The 16,863-nt window shown below is 60.0% G+C and carries 14 protein-coding genes and 6 pseudogenes; 11 read left to right on the forward strand and 9 right to left on the reverse strand.

Annotated elements, in window-relative coordinates:
• Positions 1 to 9: 9 nt before the first annotated feature.
• Positions 10 to 388, reverse strand: a pseudogene (dnaE2, locus tag NKI52_RS25810) (error-prone DNA polymerase); the annotation flags it as partial.
• A gap of 5 nt (positions 389 to 393) precedes the next feature.
• Positions 394 to 648, reverse strand: a complete 255-nt coding sequence (locus NKI52_RS25815; RefSeq protein ID WP_352682116.1) for a hypothetical protein — start codon at positions 646 to 648, stop codon at positions 394 to 396.
• Between the two features lie 99 nt (positions 649 to 747).
• Here NKI52_RS25815 and NKI52_RS25820 point away from each other — a divergent pair, with 99 nt between their 5' ends.
• Positions 748 to 1,434, forward strand: coding sequence for a DUF4160 domain-containing protein (locus NKI52_RS25820; RefSeq protein ID WP_352700232.1), 687 nt, complete (start codon positions 748 to 750; stop codon positions 1,432 to 1,434).
• A gap of 137 nt (positions 1,435 to 1,571) precedes the next feature.
• On the opposite strand, the gene NKI52_RS25825 is transcribed toward NKI52_RS25820, so the two are convergent.
• From NKI52_RS25825 to NKI52_RS25835, 3 genes are all read right to left on the reverse strand, one after another.
• Positions 1,572 to 2,222 (reverse strand): hypothetical protein, encoded by a 651-nt coding sequence (locus tag NKI52_RS25825; protein WP_352700233.1) that lies wholly within the window; start codon positions 2,220 to 2,222, stop codon positions 1,572 to 1,574.
• Between the two features lie 251 nt (positions 2,223 to 2,473).
• Complete coding sequence (locus tag NKI52_RS25830; protein WP_352682110.1) at positions 2,474 to 2,938, reverse strand: type II CBASS E2 protein; 465 nt, start codon at positions 2,936 to 2,938, stop codon at positions 2,474 to 2,476.
• Positions 2,939 to 3,281: 343 nt separating this feature from the next.
• Positions 3,282 to 4,253, reverse strand: coding sequence for a LysR substrate-binding domain-containing protein (locus tag NKI52_RS25835; RefSeq protein ID WP_352457357.1), 972 nt, complete (start codon positions 4,251 to 4,253; stop codon positions 3,282 to 3,284).
• Between the two features lie 122 nt (positions 4,254 to 4,375).
• On the opposite strand from NKI52_RS25835, the gene NKI52_RS25840 reads away from it, so the two are divergent.
• From NKI52_RS25840 to NKI52_RS25875, 8 genes and pseudogenes are all read left to right on the forward strand, one after another.
• On the forward strand, positions 4,376 to 4,843 hold the full coding sequence (locus NKI52_RS25840; RefSeq protein WP_352457358.1) for an ATP-binding cassette domain-containing protein: 468 nt from the start codon (positions 4,376 to 4,378) through the stop codon (positions 4,841 to 4,843).
• Positions 4,843 to 5,503, forward strand: a pseudogene (locus NKI52_RS25845) (amidohydrolase family protein). Before NKI52_RS25840 ends, NKI52_RS25845 begins: the two are co-directional and overlap by 1 nt.
• A 35-nt stretch (positions 5,504 to 5,538) precedes the next feature.
• Positions 5,539 to 6,291 carry an SDR family NAD(P)-dependent oxidoreductase gene (locus tag NKI52_RS25850; protein ID WP_352700234.1) on the forward strand — a complete coding sequence of 251 codons (753 nt, stop codon included), beginning with the start codon at positions 5,539 to 5,541 and terminating at the stop codon, positions 6,289 to 6,291.
• A 19-nt stretch (positions 6,292 to 6,310) separates the two neighbouring features.
• On the forward strand, positions 6,311 to 7,150 hold the full coding sequence (locus tag NKI52_RS25855) for a transketolase (protein WP_352453734.1): 840 nt from the start codon (positions 6,311 to 6,313) through the stop codon (positions 7,148 to 7,150).
• Positions 7,147 to 8,169, forward strand: a complete 1,023-nt coding sequence (locus NKI52_RS25860; protein ID WP_502895560.1) for a transketolase family protein — start codon at positions 7,147 to 7,149, stop codon at positions 8,167 to 8,169. Before NKI52_RS25855 ends, NKI52_RS25860 begins: the two co-directional genes overlap by 4 nt.
• A gap of 106 nt (positions 8,170 to 8,275) precedes the next feature.
• Positions 8,276 to 8,560 (forward strand): annotated as a pseudogene (locus NKI52_RS25865) (transposase); the annotation flags it as partial.
• Between the two features lie 71 nt (positions 8,561 to 8,631).
• Positions 8,632 to 8,787, forward strand: a pseudogene (locus NKI52_RS25870) (ATP-binding protein); the annotation flags it as partial.
• Positions 8,788 to 9,053: 266 nt separating this feature from the next.
• Positions 9,054 to 9,410, forward strand: a complete 357-nt coding sequence (locus tag NKI52_RS25875) for a hypothetical protein (RefSeq protein WP_352453730.1) — start codon at positions 9,054 to 9,056, stop codon at positions 9,408 to 9,410.
• A 138-nt stretch (positions 9,411 to 9,548) separates the two neighbouring features.
• On the opposite strand, the gene NKI52_RS25880 is transcribed toward NKI52_RS25875, so the two are convergent.
• Entirely contained in the window at positions 9,549 to 10,517 is a 969-nt protein-coding gene (locus tag NKI52_RS25880; RefSeq protein WP_352453731.1) for a glycosyltransferase family 10 domain-containing protein, read from the reverse strand.
• 528 nt (positions 10,518 to 11,045) lie between these two features.
• Between NKI52_RS25880 and NKI52_RS25885 the strand changes: the two are divergent.
• A pseudogene (locus tag NKI52_RS25885) lies at positions 11,046 to 12,169 on the forward strand (site-specific integrase).
• Positions 12,170 to 12,411: 242 nt separating this feature from the next.
• Here NKI52_RS25885 and NKI52_RS25890 read toward each other — a convergent pair.
• Positions 12,412 to 14,073, reverse strand: a complete 1,662-nt coding sequence (locus NKI52_RS25890) for a tannase/feruloyl esterase family alpha/beta hydrolase (protein ID WP_352493621.1) — start codon at positions 14,071 to 14,073, stop codon at positions 12,412 to 12,414.
• A gap of 191 nt (positions 14,074 to 14,264) precedes the next feature.
• On the opposite strand from NKI52_RS25890, the pseudogene NKI52_RS25895 reads away from it, so the two are divergent.
• A pseudogene (locus tag NKI52_RS25895) lies at positions 14,265 to 14,583 on the forward strand (integrase); the annotation flags it as partial.
• A 2-nt stretch (positions 14,584 to 14,585) separates the two neighbouring features.
• Here the strand turns inward: NKI52_RS25895 and NKI52_RS25900 are convergent.
• Both NKI52_RS25900 and NKI52_RS25905 read right to left on the reverse strand, forming a co-directional pair.
• Positions 14,586 to 14,843 (reverse strand): aminopeptidase, encoded by a 258-nt coding sequence (locus NKI52_RS25900; protein ID WP_352453904.1) that lies wholly within the window; start codon positions 14,841 to 14,843, stop codon positions 14,586 to 14,588.
• Between the two features lie 660 nt (positions 14,844 to 15,503).
• Positions 15,504 to 16,586, reverse strand: a complete 1,083-nt coding sequence (locus NKI52_RS25905; protein WP_352474131.1) for a sensor histidine kinase — start codon at positions 16,584 to 16,586, stop codon at positions 15,504 to 15,506.
• Between the last annotated feature and the right edge of the window lie 277 nt (positions 16,587 to 16,863).

Consider the following 16,863-nt stretch of genomic DNA (forward strand, 5'->3'; position numbering starts at 1 on the left):
GGTTTTGACTTTGATTGGCTCCACCTTCAGCCTGGGATCTACGATATCGCGTGGCTTGATCCTCGGCAGCATCGAGATCTGCGCGCGGCTCTCGATCTGAAAGACCCCAATCGTGTCCGCCTTGCGGATCATGGCGTAGGTCGCGGGATCCTCGGCCGGGTGGCGAGGTGGAGCGTGAGGCCCCCTCGGCCAGGAGATCGAAGCTGCGCATCATGCAGGTGAGCATGCCTAGCGCCAAAACATCCACCTTCATGAATTTGAGAATGTCGATATCGTCCTTCTCCCATTCGATGACCTGCCGATCGGCCATGAGCACCGGCTCGATCGGCACCAGCTCATCGAGGTGGTCGTGGGTCAGGACGAATCCACCGGGGTGCTGCGACAGGTGATGCATCAGAGGATCCGGCCGCGCTTTCGGGCGGCGACACCGGCCGCCCACAAGGTGGCGGCCGCTCCGTCGATGGCCCCGTTAGCGCCGCTGGCGACCTCATGCAGCGCCCCCAGCGCAAGCCCTCCTCCCAGCAGCACGCGAGCGATTTCGGGGACGCCGAAGAGTAGGATCTCGCGCCGGCGTGCAGAGCCGCTTTCCAGGCGTGCGATGCGCCCCCGAAGTTCGCGCAATTCACGACTGTTCGAGGACATGGCCATGCCCGTCGCGCTCGGCTCCGTTTTTCGATATGTTCTATCTTTGTTCCCGTGACGGAAGAGTCAATTGCAGGCACAGTTCAGATATGGAGTGTTGATCTGATGACCGACGAATTGCCGAAGTTTTCCCGCGTGGAGCTTGCGCTCGGCGAGCGTGTGGGAAAAATCGCCGCGCCCATGATTAACCAAGGCATGGCGCTCGAAGAGGCCCTGACGGGCGCCTACCCGATAGCAGCGAGGCAACTCATCGACGCTGGTGAAGATGCGCAGGAAGTCGAGGCGGCTCTGGCTCGTCAGCTCGCCTCTCAAGGGGTCCTGCCCGAGCAAGAAACCTTAGAGATTTCAAAGCCGCTTCACGCCGCGCTCATGGAGAGCTTTGAGGACGGGCTGATCACGCTGCCCGAAGGGCCGGTCCGTCTCGACGAAGTGACGGTCAAGGCGAACACCGGCTTTAAGATGGTGCTCTACCCGAACGAGTCGCAGCACGCCGGCTGTCCCCACGTGAAGGTCCAACTACAGGATGGCGACATCAATATCTCAATCGAGGAAGAACCTCGCGTCGTGGCCGGCAAGCGCAGCCTTCGCGGCGAGGCTGCTGCCCTTCGTGCCGTGAAGGACCACAAGAAGAGCCTGCTCGAGGAGTGGCACGCGACCCGGCCCGACGACCAGAAACTTCCGAAACCCGCGAGCTCCGCACCGCCAAAAGCGCCAAACACCGCTGCACATAAGGTCGCGATCGCGGGCGGTTCATCGCATTCCAACCCATGGCGACCGCGATGGACTCGGTGAGTTCTTTCTTGCAAACAACCGGATCGTCCCCGTCAATTTTCAGCAGAACGCGATAGCGGGCGACTAGTCCTCAGGAGCTCACGTTGCGCCCCCAGAAATCAGCGCTGAAATTGTTCAGCCGGTCATCGTCACCGAGCCTAAACCTCAAACTGACCTGGAATGCCCGCTCCGTCACGGCCCGCCCGGAAATAGTCGCGCACTGACCAATGAGCCAACCGCTCAAAGTGCTCCCGTTCGTAATGCAGGTCACTCTCACGGTTCTCCGCAAGCTTCCTGGCGCTCGGCTTTCGCTTAGGCTTCGGCTGAGCGAGTGCAAGACAGTCCAAACGGGGCCGGACCTTGTGCTTGAAGACAATGGACCCGGAAGTCCATTCATCCCCGGTCGCCCGGCGCCACCGGTAGCTGACGCGAACCTGCATGTTCTGGGTCAGACCAAATGGAGGCATCGTCGGATCGTAGACAAAAAATAGCTGGCTCTCGCGTTCCTCGACCTCCATGCGTTGCTTTATCTGGGCGAACGCAAAAGTCAGATCACTGCCGGCCTTGTGAGCGGAATATAGCGTCTCTTCGCGCTTCTTGGCCGACTTCGCGATCCTATACGCCGCAAGCGCTCGATCGAAGTACCGAAGCTTGGTGGCCACGTACTCTCCGCAGTCGTAGAGTGGTAGGCTGCTGAGTTTTCCGAGGTGCTCTGAACTGATGGCCTGATTAACCAAGTCATGAAGCTCGCTGCTGTTAATCGCGCCGATGGCCTGCTTCTCGCGGTGACTTAGGTTTATCAGCCCCATCTGGCTCTCCGTCCGCATAGATCACACCGTCACGTTCAACGCATTTGAGGTATCTGACAACACTCTTGTACGAGAAGGGCGCCCAGAACATGGCTAAAGGTCAGATGACACCTTGTGCCACTATCGTCCCTGACCCGATGAGGTTGAGAGCCCGTCAACCGGCTGCTGCGCTTCATCGCCACGCACGCGCAGGTACCCTGCCACCGCGCACCGATACCGAAAAGTGAGGCCTTGTTTGCCTTCTCCCCTTGCTACCGCGTGGCCCGGCGAACGGCCCGGCGGATGACCTCGCTCGAATCTGGATCGGGGTGCTCGCCACCGCCTTTCCATTCATCAGAAACCAGCCATTCTTCAAAGTAGAATAGCCATGTCGCAATCCATGGAATAAAGGTCTGGTCCAGGCGCATCGACCCCACCCACTCATGCGCTTTGGGCAGGTACAGGCAGAGTCGGAGTGGATCACGGTAGACGTGCGGTAATTTTCTCTCGCCACCAAGAAGCTGAATGTCCGGTTCCAGCACGACAGCTTTCGCTGATCCGCCTCGCTCATAGCTCAGACGGACGCGATATTCCCGACTCAACGGCGTGGGACGAACATGACATTCCCAGGTCAAGCCTTTTGTATTCAACGCACCGTCGCCCGCACAAATCGGGTTCGCTCGCAGGAACAAGAATTGCTGTGCGGGCGTGAGATCAGGACGGGTTGACCAGCTCATTAATCACCGAAATCGCTACAAGGGGCTGATCGGACGTCGCCTGCGAGCCCGCTCCTTTTCGGCTCAGCAGACCGAGGTCGCCATCGGCTGCGCCGTGCGCACGCCCGGAGTCCGTTCGCTGCCCGGCAAGGCCGACATAGCATGCGGCATCAAAGAGCTGATTGTGCCTAATGCCACATTTGTGCACCAACGCCTTGTGGCGCGGGCAGCCACAGGCACAGGCTACGCGGAAAATGAAAAGCGGGGCCAACCCATTCGCTTGCACACAGCCTGCGTTTTGCCAGCTCCTCAACCGCAACGTGCTGTCAATCTTCGTCTTGCCATGTCTTGAACGCCGAACTGTTCACGCCATTGGCGCCGCTTTGTCATCCCGTGCCCCGAAATGAGGCCGTCGTTCGAACGATATGCGCAGTTGCTTATCCGCCAGAAACCGGCGAGCCAGATCGGTGTCGCGCTTACCCACGCGTGACACCCAGTCCGAAAACAGGCGAACCGCGCGCCGGTTCATATGCCGCGAAGGACAGACCAGCCAGTATCCCGGAAACTCGATGACCTCGAACTCTATCGAGACCGGAACCAGAGAACCCGACACCAGGTCCTCGAATGCGATGGATGTGCTTTCCAGGACCACACCTGCACCGTCCTTCGCCAGTTGAACCGACATTGACGAACGGTCGAAACGATAGGGATACGTCATGCGGGCGCCCTGGATACCGTTGCACGGCAGCCAATAATCCCACCGGAAATAGGCCTTCACACTGTCGATCAACCGCGCATGGCGAAGCTGCTCGCGCGGATCCGGTGAGATCGCGCGCAGTTCGGCAAGATAGGAAGGCGAGCACATCGGCAGGATCAGATCGTTGACGACGCAATCCGAATAAAGGCCGGCCCAGCCGCCGTCGCCATAACGAAGATCAAGATCGATGACCTCCGTTTCGAAATCCGAGAAATTGGGCGTGGCGTCGACGCGCAAATTCCAGCTCGGATAGCCCTTGCTGAACTCGGCCAACCGCGGCGCCAGCCATTTCTCGCCGAAGGAAGGACTGACGCGCAGGCTAAGCTGGAAGCTTTCGCGCTGCCGCACAATGGCATTACGCACCTCGCGTATGGATTCGAAAGCCTGGGTCGTGGTCTGGAAGAGCCGCTCACCGTCGATCGTGAGCGAGAGATGGCGCTTTTCGCGCTGAAAAAGCCGCACCCCGAGTTGGTGTTCGAGCAGCCGCAGCTGCTGGCTAACCGCCGAAGGTGTCACCTGCAATTCCTGAGCGGCCTTTGCCACGCCGCCGAGCCGCGCGACTGCCTCGAAATGCGTCATCGAATTGAACTTGATGTCTGACCTCGTCCTCGTCAGTTAAGCTCAGCTACACAGAATGTTAAGAAACGAAAATTGAGCCGAATGTCAATCGGTCGCACAGTGGTCCCGGAAGGAGATACAGGATGGAGCCGAGTTCAACCCAAAGCTTGGGTAGCGCCGGCAACGTGCCGGGAGTTGGACAGGTATTGACCAGGAAGCCCCTGATCGAAGCTGCGAATATCGAGAAGAGTTATGACGCAACCCGTGTCCTGCGGGGTGTGAGTTTTCAGGTCCGGGCCGACGAAATCCACGCGCTCCTGGGCGGCAACGGCGCCGGCAAAAGCACTCTCATCCGCATCGTCACAGGGCTGACCTCACGCGAAGCCGGCGAGATTGGCTTCGCCTCGTCGAAGGCCGACCACAACAGCCCGATCATCGCGGTGGTGCATCAGGAGCTGGCGCTGTTGCCCGAGCTGTCCGGTCGCGGAAAACATCGGCATTGTGCATGCGAGGTCGGGCTGGTCGCAGATCAGCCGTCGCCGCACGCGCGAAACTGCGCTCGGAGCGCTCCAGCTGATCGACCCAGCGATCGGCGAAGCGATCATCGATAATGCCGGCACGCAAATTGTCCCTCCACGAAGGCCAGATCGTCCGGATCGCTCGTGCCCTTTCCACCGGAGCCGAAGTGCTGCTTCTCGATCCCGGCGATCCGGTTGGGGAAACGCGCTGGCTGCAGGAGATCGCCAACAAGCGAGGCTTTCCGCATGGCATCGTCGGCTATGCCGACCTGTCCCAACCCGACGTCGGCGACCTCCTCGACCGCCACATGGAATATCCGAACTTCCGCGGCATGCGGCAGCCGATGAATTATCATCCCGACCCCGCCAAGACCTATCTGGCGCGGCCGGAGGTCAGTCGTACGCCCGAATGGCGGCGCGGCTTCCGGGAGCTGGCGAAGCGCGGGCTGAGCTTCGACCCGCAGCTCTACTATCCGCAGATGAGCGAGTTCCTCGAACTGGCGCGCGACTTTCCCGACGTGCAGATCATTCTCAATCACACCGGCATGCAGGTCGACGGCGCCGAGCATCGAGGAGGCGATCGCAGCCTTCGGCGTCGGCCGCTCGATGTTCGCGACGAACTTCCCCGTCGACAAGCTGTTCTCGAGCTTCGACGCCATTTTGAACGCCTTCAAGGAAATTACGATCGCCCACCCGCACGAGGAGCGGCTCGCGCTGTTCCATGACAACGCCGCCCGGTTCTACCGACTTTAGATCGCCGGCAAACAGAAATAGCAGGAGAGTTCGACTTGTTGCTGAAGGGCAAGGCCGTGGTGATTTCGGGGGCCGCGGGCCCCCGGGGAATTGGCCGCTCCACGGCAGCGCTGATGGTACAGCACGGGGCTCGCGTTGCAATACTCGACCTCGATGACGGGCAAGCGCGTGACGCCGCTGCGTCGCTTGGACCCGACCATATCGGCCTTGCGTGCAACGTCGCGGACCTCGACGCCTGCAAGAGGGCGGCGGCGCAAGTGACAGAAACCTTGGGCAGGATCGATGTGCTCTGCAACAATGCGGGCGTCACGCAGCCGGTCAAGACGCTGGAGATCAGCGCGGCTGACTGGGACCGCATCCTCGATGTCAACCTACGCGGCGTGCTCCATCTCAGCCAGGCATTCATCCCGAACATGCGCGAAAATGGCGGCGGCTCGATCATCTGCATGTCGTCAGTTTCGGCCCAGCGCGGCGGCGGCATCTTCGGTGGCCCGCACTATTCGGCTGCCAAGGCGGGTGTTCTGGGGCTTGCCAAGGCCATGGCGCGCGAATTCGGTCCCGAAGGCATCCGCGTCAACTGCATCACACCGGGCCTGATCCAGACCGACATCAGCGGCGGCAAACTGACCAACGCCATGCGCGCCGACATCATCAAGGGAATCCCGCTCAGCCGGCTGGGCGAGGCGCGCGACGTAGCCGGCGCCTATCTCTTCCTGGCTTCCGATCTGGCCAGCTACATCACCGGCGCCGTGATCGATGTCAACGGTGGGATGCTAATCCATGGCTGAGTGGACAACGGAGCTTGAGATGCCTCGCGCTGGCAGCAATGTCAGCCTGGCCGAACGAGCCTATCGTATCCGCCGACACGCCGTGCGGATGGGTCAAGTCCAGGGCCAAGGTTATGTTGGACAGGCGCTGGGTGTCGCCGACGTGCTTGCCGTCGCCTATTTCCATGCGCTTCGTTACCGGCCGGAGGACACGTTGTGGGAGGGACGCGACCGCTTCCTGCTGTCGATCGGACACTATGCGATCGCGCTCTACGCGGCTCTGATCGAAGCGGGCGTGCTGCCGGAGGAAGAGCTCGAAACCTATGGCAGCGATGAAAGCCGTATGCCGATGTCCGGCATGGCGCCATACACGCCCGGCATGGAGATCACCGGCGGCTCGCTCGGTCACGGCCTTGGCATTGCCGTTGGCATGTGCATGGGGCTGACGCGCAAGCGAAGCGACAGTTTCGTCTACAATCTTTTGTCCGACGGCGAGCTCGGTGAGGGCTCGACCTGGGAAGCCGCGATGTCGGCCGCCCACCACAAGCTCGACAATCTCATTGCCATTGTCGACTTCAACAATCAGCAGGCCGATGGTCCGTCGACGGCCATGCTCTCCTCCGAACCGGTGACCGACAAGTTCGAGGCGTTCGGCTGGCATGCGCAGCGCGTCGACGGCAACGACATCGAGGCGGTCCGCAAGGCCTTCGACATGGCGCGCGGCCTGAAGGAACCTCGTCCGCGTGTGATCGTTTGCGATACGCGCATGGCCAAGGGTGTGCCATTCCTGGAAACCCGCGACATCACGCATTTCATCCGCGTCGAACCGCACGAATGGACGTTAGCGCTCGAAGCTTTGGAAAAGGGACGTCCGCGTTGAGGTTGTCAAAGTTCGCGCCGCGCCACGCCGCCAATGCCGGTGAGCGCAAGACCACATCGGCGATGATCGCGTCGATCGCGCCCGATGGCGTACCGACACGCAATGCGCCGTTCGGGCACACACTGGCCAGACTGGCGCACCAGCGGCCCGGGATAGTTGGCCTGACGGCGGACCTCGCGAAATACACCGATCTCCATGTCTTCGCACAGGAGCATCCGGACCGCTTCTATCAGATGGGCATGGCGGAGCAGGTGCTGATGAGCGCCGCCGCCGGCTTGGCGCGGGAGGGTTTTACGCCCTTCGCCACCACCTACGCCGTCTTCGCATCGCGACGTGCCTACGATTTCATCTGCATGGCGATCGCCGAGGAGAAACTCAATGTGAAGATCGTCTGCGCCTTACCGGGGCTGACGACCGGCTACGGCCCCAGCCACCAGGCGACGGAGGACATCGCGATTTTCCGCGGGATGCCGAACCTGACGATCATCGACCCTTGCGACGCGCTCGACATCGAACAAGCCACGGAGGCGATCGCGGACTACAACGGGCCGGTCTACATGCGGCTTTCGCGCGGTAAGGTTCCTGTCGTGCTCGACGAAGACGACTATACATTTGAAATCGGCAAGGCGCGAATGCTGCGCGAGGGCGCGGACGTATTGTTCATTTCCAGCGGCCTGATGACCATGCGCGCGCTGGAGGCCGCGAAGGCGCTTGAAGCCGACAGGATCGGCTGCGCCGTTCTGCACGTTCCGACGATCAAACCTCTGGATACGGAGGCGATACTCGCTGCCGCGCGCCGTTCGGGACGGCTGGTGGTGGCGGCGGAGAACCACACCATCATTGGTGGCCTTGGCGAAGGCGTTGCCGCGCTGCTGATGCGCGAGAGAGTGACCCCAGTCTTTCGCCAGATCGCCCTGCCCGACGAGTTCCTCGACGCTGGCGCGCTGCCGACGCTTCACGATCGCTACGGGATCTCAACTTCCGAGCTCGTGCGCCGCGTCCGCATTTGGAGCGAATGAGAAGTAAGAGCTCTCCCCACACAACAGTTGAGTCATCGACCTTGACCTTGCCCCTCTTATCTAATCCGGTTTGAAGTTCGTTCTGGCCCATCGAGAGGACCAGGACATGAAACGTAGCCGCTTCTCTGAAGAGCAGATCATCGGAATTTTGAAGGAATGAGGCCGGGGTATCGGTTGCCGATCTGTGCCGCAAGCACGGGGTCAGCGACGCCTCGATTTACAACTGGAAGGCCCGCTTCGGCGGGATGGATGTCTCCGAGGCTCGGCGACTGAAGGCTCTGGAGGACGAGAACACGCGGCTGAAGCGGCTTCTGGCCGACGCCATGCTCGACAATGCCGCGTTGAAGGATCTTGTGGGAAAGAAATGGTGACGCCCGCGGCCAAGCGGAAACCTTTCCAGCGACCAGATCGATCAACTTCAACGCCGACTGCAACGGACCAGGCGATCAAGGAAAGGTGCATCATGAAGCATTCGCGGAGCCGACAATAGCCGACGCCATTCTCGACCGGATCATCCACAACGCCCATCGCATCACCCTCGAAGGCGACAGCATGAGAAAGCAAAAAACACCGCCGCCCTTGACCGGCGCCGAAAACGGCGAAATCAATCGCAAATGACTTCAACCAGGCAACCGAGCGCCGACCCCATCCTGCTGTCCGCGAATTAGTGAAACTGCTGTCCGCGATTTAGCGGAACGACTGTCCCGTTTTTGCGAAATACGCACGTCCGACGCAGCTTGCGTTGACAGAGGCGGTTTTACGCGCAGTTGCAATAGCACTTCCGCCGGCCTATTTTTGTGGAGTTCAATTGTGGTTCGGCCAAGGGCGCTTTGGGCGCCGGACCGGCCCCGTGTAAACCTCATTAAAGAGAGACGAACCCTGCCATGGAAGAATTCTTATCGCGCATCGCCACTGGTGCCGGCATCGGCCCGGCTCTCGCAGAGAAGGCCGTTGGGTTAATGCTGGGTTTCCTGCAACGCCACGCGGCCGACGGTCCCGTTGCGCGCATGATCGCGGCCATTCCCGGAGCTTCGGAATTAGTGGCGAAGTATCATGGCAACGACCCAGAGGGCGGAGGCGGCCTCATGGGGCTCGGCCAGCAATTGATGAGTGAGGGTCTCAGCATTCTAAAGATCGCCGCCATCGCCAACGAGACGATCGCCTTCGCCAAGGAACATGCCGGCGACGAACTCGTGGACGAGGTCCTCAATTCCGTTCCTGGCCTTCCCCAGTTCGTCTGATCAGCGGCAGCCGGGGGCGCATGACCTCGTGCGCCCGTGCCGGCCCGTCTGCGCAGGTAGGCATTCTCCGCCGAGCGCTCCGTACCGATCTCGCCAGACCACCAACCGCCGGGCACGCGAAGCGAGCGTTGGAGTACTTCATTCGTCTGTCCCAAAATCGACCGCAGGCGAACCGATGTGTATAACTTCCGGCGGTAAGGGTTTATCGTGAACGCTTTCGATGAAGCCCGCGAGATAAGCAAACGTATTGTATTTCTCAAGAACCAACCGCTTCGCCTCTTGTATTGCGCCGCGACGCTCCTTCCAGAGGTCCGAGTCGATGATTTCTTGAATTTTTTGGATTACGTTCTTGTCCTCTGGGTCAATCAGAACCATTGAGTCGGAAGGGAAGAACCTCGTGATTGCCGGGCTGCCGTAATAGATCGGCATTGTTTCAGCAACGAAGCAGTCCATAAGCTTCTCTGTAAAATAGTAATCAGCACGAGTATTCTCGAAAGCTATACTGTAACGGTACGGTGCGAGTGCGTCCCATTTATCTCCAATCAGCCGAAAACCTCGGCCGAACAGGTCAAAATCGAGCTCCTCTCTCAGCCGTTCCAGAAACGCCAGCCGATATCGATGCCCTTTAAGCAGGGCGATGTTACTGGTAATCCATGAGAGCCGAAGCGGCTTGTCCACGACTTCGCTGACCAGAAGTTGGTCATATGTCTTTGTTACAGACCAAGACCGAGTGATAGGTGGAGACAAAACGAATCGGCGCTCTGCATTCTGCCGAGCAGCCAGCTCTGCGTCAGACGTCAGGACGATGGTATTTTTCCCTTGCCCTTCATGAAATGCGCGATGAGCTTTCGTCGGCGGTTCGCCGATTGCAAAAATTGTCCTGTTTGGACTCGCCTCGATATCAACAGGGAGCCCAAAAATAGAAGCAGAGTTAAAGACAATATGCCAATCGGGCGCGAAGGATGTCCTGCGTACAAAAGCGACATTGTTCCAGATTCCACTGCCCTTTGGAGTGAGATGGTGGATTGCATCATCCAAAACGCCCCAAGAATCCAGACATGTAGCAACAATGGGCGCCGGACGTTCCGTCAACAATTTGGTCGACAAAGCAGTTCCACCCCATTCACTTCCGTTGGACCGGGAGCAACTCGTGCATCGGGCGCAAGACCTCTCTGCGCCTGAAATAGCTCGCGATCCTGATCGGTATCAAACACACGATTCTGTGCGACTTCGCGATTCTGTGCGACTTCGCGCCATTCGACAACTCATCTCTAAGACCGCGGGAATCCCTTCACTCGTGAAGGTACTCAATCGCCATTTCGGATTGCGGTAAGATTGGGCAGCATAAACCTTCCGGGACCCGCTGTCGAGGCAATTGTCGCTTTGCACCTAACCAGGTTCTTCCTCACTTTGTGTGGTGATCAGGCCGGTTGAGTGGCAGCATGCGTGCCCTCTAAAATATGGAAGTTGACTACATTCTTATTATTTATACGACCAGTTTAGAGGCGGCTCGCCTCTCACAGGCGACGTTTGCAGCGGCGACGGCAGATCGAGATATTGGCGGGTTGATGCCGGGGCTTTGTCCGAAATCTGTGGTCCGATTTCGGACGAAGTGACGGTCAAGATGTCCGAAATATGCTACGAATTTCGGACAAGCTTCACACACAAAGCGCCGCGGCTTTGCCCGACATCATCGATATCGTCATGCAGATGGGCGATGCCGACCTAGCCTCGTCCCCTCCCCTTCCAGCCATTGCCAATCCCAGCCTGCCTGCGCAGCTTGAGGCGCTCGCCGGCCGCGCGCGCGATTATATCGAGGCGGCGAGTTCGGCCAACACGCGCCGCGCCTACGCAGCCGACTGGAAGCATTTTTCGAGCTGGTGCCGGCGCCAAGGCATCGAGATGTTCCCGCCCGATCCTGAGGTCGTCGGGCTCTATATCGCCGCCTGCGCGTCAGGTACGGCCACTGGCGACAAAAAGCCCAACACCGTTTCAACCATCGAGCGCCGGCTTTCGTCGCTCTCCTGGAATTTTGCCCAGCGCGGCCAGCCGCTGGACCGCAAGGACCGGCATATCGCCACGGTGATGGCTGGCGTTCGAAACACCCACGCCTCCCCTCCCCGGCAGAAGGAAGCGGTCCTGCCCGAGGATCTGATCGCATCTTCGAGACCCTCGACCGCGGCACGCTGCGTGGTCTGCGCGACCGCGCCATGCTGCTTTTGGGTTTCGCCGGCGGCCTTCGCCGATCCGAAATCGTCGGCCTCGACGTCGGCAGGGATCAGACCGAGGACGGGCGCGGCTGGGTCGAGATTTTTGCCGATAAGGGTCTGCTTGTCACATTGCGCCGCAAAACCGGCTGGCGCGAGGTCGAAATCGGCCGCGGCTCCTCCGACGCCACCTGCCCTGTGGTCGCTCTGCAGACCTGGCTAAGACTGGCGCGCATTGCGCACGGACCGCTGTTTCGGCGCGTTGCTGGTCAAGGCAGAGCCGTCGGTGCCGATCGCTTGAACGACCAGGAGGTCGCACGCCTGGTCAAGCGCACGGCGCTCGCCGCCGGCGTGCGCGGCGATCTGTCGGAGGGCGAACGGGCCAAGAAATTCGCCGGCCACTCACTGCGCGCCGGCCTCGCCTCGTCGGCCGAGGTCGACGAACGCTATGTGCAAAAACAGCTCGGCCATGCCTCCGCGGAGATGACGCGAAATTATCAGCGCCGGCGCGATCGTTTCCGCGTAAATCTCACCAAGGCGTCCGGGCTCTGATGCCCCCGTTTTGTCCGCTGGGATGAGGCGGTCAGATCTCAGGCGATAACAATTACCTCATCGAGCACAGCGAGCGCTGTGTCCAGACTATCGGCGGCCGACGCTTCGTAGTCAGGCATGATCATCAACTGCGTTATGGCACGGCCCACAAATTCCGGGTTTAGCTTTTCCAACCGATCCTTGGTCCGGGAGACCTGTTCCGGGAATGCGCGCAGATTGAAGCGAACAAATGACGAGGTCTCTTATCCCCGACACGAATAGCTCGCGATCTCATCGGGATTTCCCTTACCGCCATAGGCAGCTTGAGTGGGATAAGCGCAGATCGGCTGGTGCTTGCCGGGGAATGCCTTGCTGCCAGCCGCGAGAGAATCCGGAGCCTTGTCTTGGTTTATCCAGCCCTCGATGGCGGCCAAAGGATCAAAGTCGTCGAAGGCTTGGCCATCGCCGCAGTGGGTCATCCCCGGGATTATGAACATGCGCACGAAACGGCGAGTCGCTTCCAAATCGCCGCCGCTTGTGACCTCGACGACTTGCTTGTACCAGCGCACCAGATCGTTGGCTGAGAAGACCGGATCGGAAAGTCCCTGAAACAAGAGCAGCTTTCCACCGTGGGCAGCGAAGCTGGCGAGATACGTGCCGGTCGCATCATTGAGCTTGGCCGTATCCGCAACGCGTGCCGGATCCTTGTCGAAGTCGAACTTCAGGGGGTCAAAATTCGGCGCCGGGGGCGTCATGAAGTAGTATTGAAGCGAGCGGGCTCCCAGAACGATGTTATTTGCATCCGACTGGGAAGTGGGGGAATTGCCCAGCTTCCACATTCTCCAGTCCGCGCCCGCAACGCCCGTATCATATGGCCAATCGCTGTAAAGCTTTTCGCCATCGGAGCTTTCCGGACCCGCGAACGCGCGGCTCATGGCCTGCACTTGACCAGCCGTGAGGCAGCTGTCCGTCTTATCGCCTTGGCAGGACAGGACCTTTGGGTCGAACCGGCACTGCTGCCAGGCGTTGATGACGCCATCCTCAATGCCATCGCGAGCATCACAGGCAGCGAGAACCGCCTTGGCGACGATGTTCAGATCCTGCTGGGAGAAGGCGCGGGATAGAATGGGATGGCCGGCCTCATCCTTGGGAGCGATGCTCATGTACTGGCGAGTATCCCAGGCTTCGGCAATGTTGGCGGCACTGAGACGAAAACCCGGGCTACCTGCAACAATGCCGTCGAACTCGAGCGGATATCGCTGAGCCGCTATCAACGCCTCACGACCGCCATTCGAGCATCCCATGAACACCGACTTTTTCGGAGCCGCCCCATAGAACTTTGCAATCACCTGCTTCGAGACCGAAGTGACTTTGCCAATGGAGGCGTACGCAAAATCAATGCGTGCGGCTTGATCGACCCCGAAAGCCGGATCGGGGCTTGGGTGCCCGCCATCCATGCTTACAACAGCGTAGCCGCGCAAGAGCCCGGGAGCCGCGGTCGAGTTCCGGCAAGGAATGGTCCCGACGGCCGGCGCCAGGAAGCCATCAACTGCGCCGCCGCCCTGGAAAAGGAACATGTCATTCCAGGTCGTCGGAAGACGCACCTCAAACCGGGTGCCATATGATTGACCATCGACCCCCTGGCGTTTCCCGATAACACCTCGGACAAGGCAGTGCCCGCCCACTTTTACCGCCTGAGGCGAGGCGCCGGTGAATGCAGTGAAGGGATCTGCGGGGATCTCCTGCGGCTTTTGAAGGCTAGCCTCGGTAAAGATCACGCTTGGAATTTTGAGCTTGGCGATGGACCGGCACGCCTGATCCGACGCGTTTGCCGCCAGTGCAGGCGCACATACACATATGATCGCCAACATCAGTGCCAGCGTGCACCCGCGGTCCCGCAGCTTGAGCCCGTTAGCCAAGAACATACCCATCCTCCCTGGATGCGCCCGATAGCCCGAAAGCTGATCGCATTGGTAGCTAGTTGTGAGCTTTCAGTAGCTTGTCCATCCGGTCCGAACCGGGAAAGCTGAGATTGTCGAAGCTTCAGTGACTCCAGGGGGACCGGATGAACATCCATAAGAATACCGGTCTGACGCCGCTCGGTCGAGAGCGGATTTTTTGCGCCTGGGCGCGCCGGCAGCACCTCGGAGGTGTTGCCGCCTGATCCGCAGACCGTCGGCCTCTACATCACGGCCTGTGCATCCAGAAAGGTTACAGGAGACAAGAAACCAAACTCTGTGGCGACGATCGAGCGCCGTCTCTCCTCCCTGGCGTGGAATTATACGCAGCGTGGCGAGCCGCTCGATCGAAAGGACCGCCATATCGCCACCGTGCCCGCCGGCATCCGTAACAGCCATGCAAAACCGTCTGTGCAGAATGAGGCCATACTTCCCGAAGACCTGATCGCCATGCTGGAGACGGTGCTCCGCAAGACCCATCAGGTCGCCCCAGGCCAGAGCAACCGGCTCGTCCCCGGGGAGGACGAAACGGTCGACCACTCCGCTTGTTCGACTTGTGTTCGGGCGACTATCCCGGCTTCTATGCATCGCGCTTCGGCGCGGCGAGCTTTGTCCAACGCGCCAAGCCTTTGAACCGAATCGCTGTAGACGGAAGTCGCGGCGAGCTTCGCGTTGTTGATCGGAGCATCGAACCAGGCGTCGTATCCGCGGTATCCACCCCATCGTCTGTCGCGCAATCTGTTGGCGAGCGCGTCCTCAGCCGTTCGATCGCGGCCGTCTTTGCCGCAAACTATTATGTGGCGGCCGCCGATGCCATTCGGGCGCGCAATATCTCAGGGTTGAAGGATCGTCGATCAGTTTTCCGATGTCTTGGCGGGCCGCGATGATCTGCACATGACCCTACAAAGATTGCGCGTAGTAGGAAATACTGGTGCAACTGGTCACCCCAGGCGTCAGGATAATCGTAGAACCAATCGAACGAATGCACGCATCGCGGTTTGCCTACAGCACTGCTCTCCTGTCCCGATAGCGCAAATTCGCGGTTACCTCCGGCCACGAACAGTCGGACCAATTTTATTTGTAGGTTAGACCTTCGTCCTCGGCAAGATTGGCCAAGCGATGACTCGCTGCTGAATTGCCGGCCCGCGCGTGATGAGCGCGAAGGCGTCAGGTGCCCCCGCCGTCAAGACTCAAGCCGCAACGTAATCAGGCGGGAGTGCCTTCCGCTAGGTGGGGATGGACTGGCCGCCGAAGTCGGAAGCAGCAAGCCTGGAGCATAATGGAAGACCTCGACCATGTGAAGCAGGCCGTGAAGGGCGACCTAGCCTATTTGCAGCCACCTGCTCAAAGCCGCGACATGAAGCCAGCCGCCAGCCTGCTAGTTCGACAGCAACCGTTCAGCTTGCTGCCGCCGACCGCTTGAAAACGATGGTCACCTTCGTCCCTTTGTTGGCGCTGGACTCGACGGCTAGCTGCGCCTTGGCGTTCTCGGTCAGCGATCGCGCGATCAGCGCTCCGAGCTTGCCTGGTTTGGGCCACACCTCGCCTTCCGGCAGGCCGATTCCGTCGTCCGCCACTATAACCCGGCAGCCGTCGCCATCGACGACGCTGTGCAGTGTTATCGTGCCGCCATCGCGGCCCCGGAACGCATGCTTTAGTGAATTGGTCAGCAATTCGTTTACGACCAGCCCGGCCGGCATGGCGACGTTTATTGACACGGGATATGTATCCACCTTCATATCCAGCCGGATCCCCTCGACTGCATGCGAGCTCATCACCGCGGACGCGATCTGGCTGAGATAGACGCCAAGATCGACCTCCTCCTTCGGCTCGTCGGCCGTTAGCGTCTGGTAGAGGATCGCCAGAGCGTCGACGCGACCGGCAAGCCGCTCAAACCTTCTCCGGTCGGCCTCGGTCGCGTTGCGGCTTTCCAGCCGGATCAGCGCGGTGATCATCTGCAGGTTGTTCTTCACCCGGTGCTGCAGTTCGCGCAGCAGCGTGTCTTTCTCGCTGACACGCTCCTCCACCGAGCGCTGATCTCCCGCCTCGCCGTGAGCCGATACGTCGACCAGCGCCACCAGCCGGAAGCAAACCTTGCCGTTATCGTCTTCGATCACGTTGGAATAAACGTCGACGATCGCGGGTTTGTCCTCGCCGCGCTCCAGCCTGAAGGTGCCGACCAAATCGGTTCCCTCGACCACCGCCTCGGCTAGCGGCCTGTCCTTTTGCTGATGGAGGCCCGTGCCTAAAAGGGCCGCCCAGTTTTCTTGGGTGAGCCTGGCGGCCATCAGGCCTGAGAGTTTCTCGAATTCCGGATTGGCGTAGACCACGCGCTCTTCACCGGCAAGGTCCGAAACGGCTATGGCGATCGGCACCTGGTCGAGGAATTTCTTGAACTGTTCGCTTTCCAGTGCGGTTGCAAGGTCAGGTGTATCAAGTAACTGCTCGACCGCCTCAGCCTTCTCTGAATCCGATGTCATTTGCGCGCCTGTTCTGTGCGGATGATATCAACAATGCGGCGAGCCCGCCATCGCCAAAACTGGAGCTGCATCTCACGTTTCGCATCACGCATCTGACAACCAGCTCTGCATCGCGTAACGGCCGCACGTCCAGCATTGCGACCGGCCGAAGGAGAGCGGCAAGGATCGGCTAGAATCCAGGTGCCTGGAATGTCGAAGCGACCGGTCAAGTGGTTACGCTGCGGAAGATCGATAGAGCAGGCATTCAGGGAGAATGAGTTCGCGTGCCGGCCTCGGC

It is taken from the genome of Mesorhizobium sp. M0590 (assembly GCF_040320905.1).
GTDB lineage: Bacteria > Pseudomonadota > Alphaproteobacteria > Rhizobiales > Rhizobiaceae > Mesorhizobium.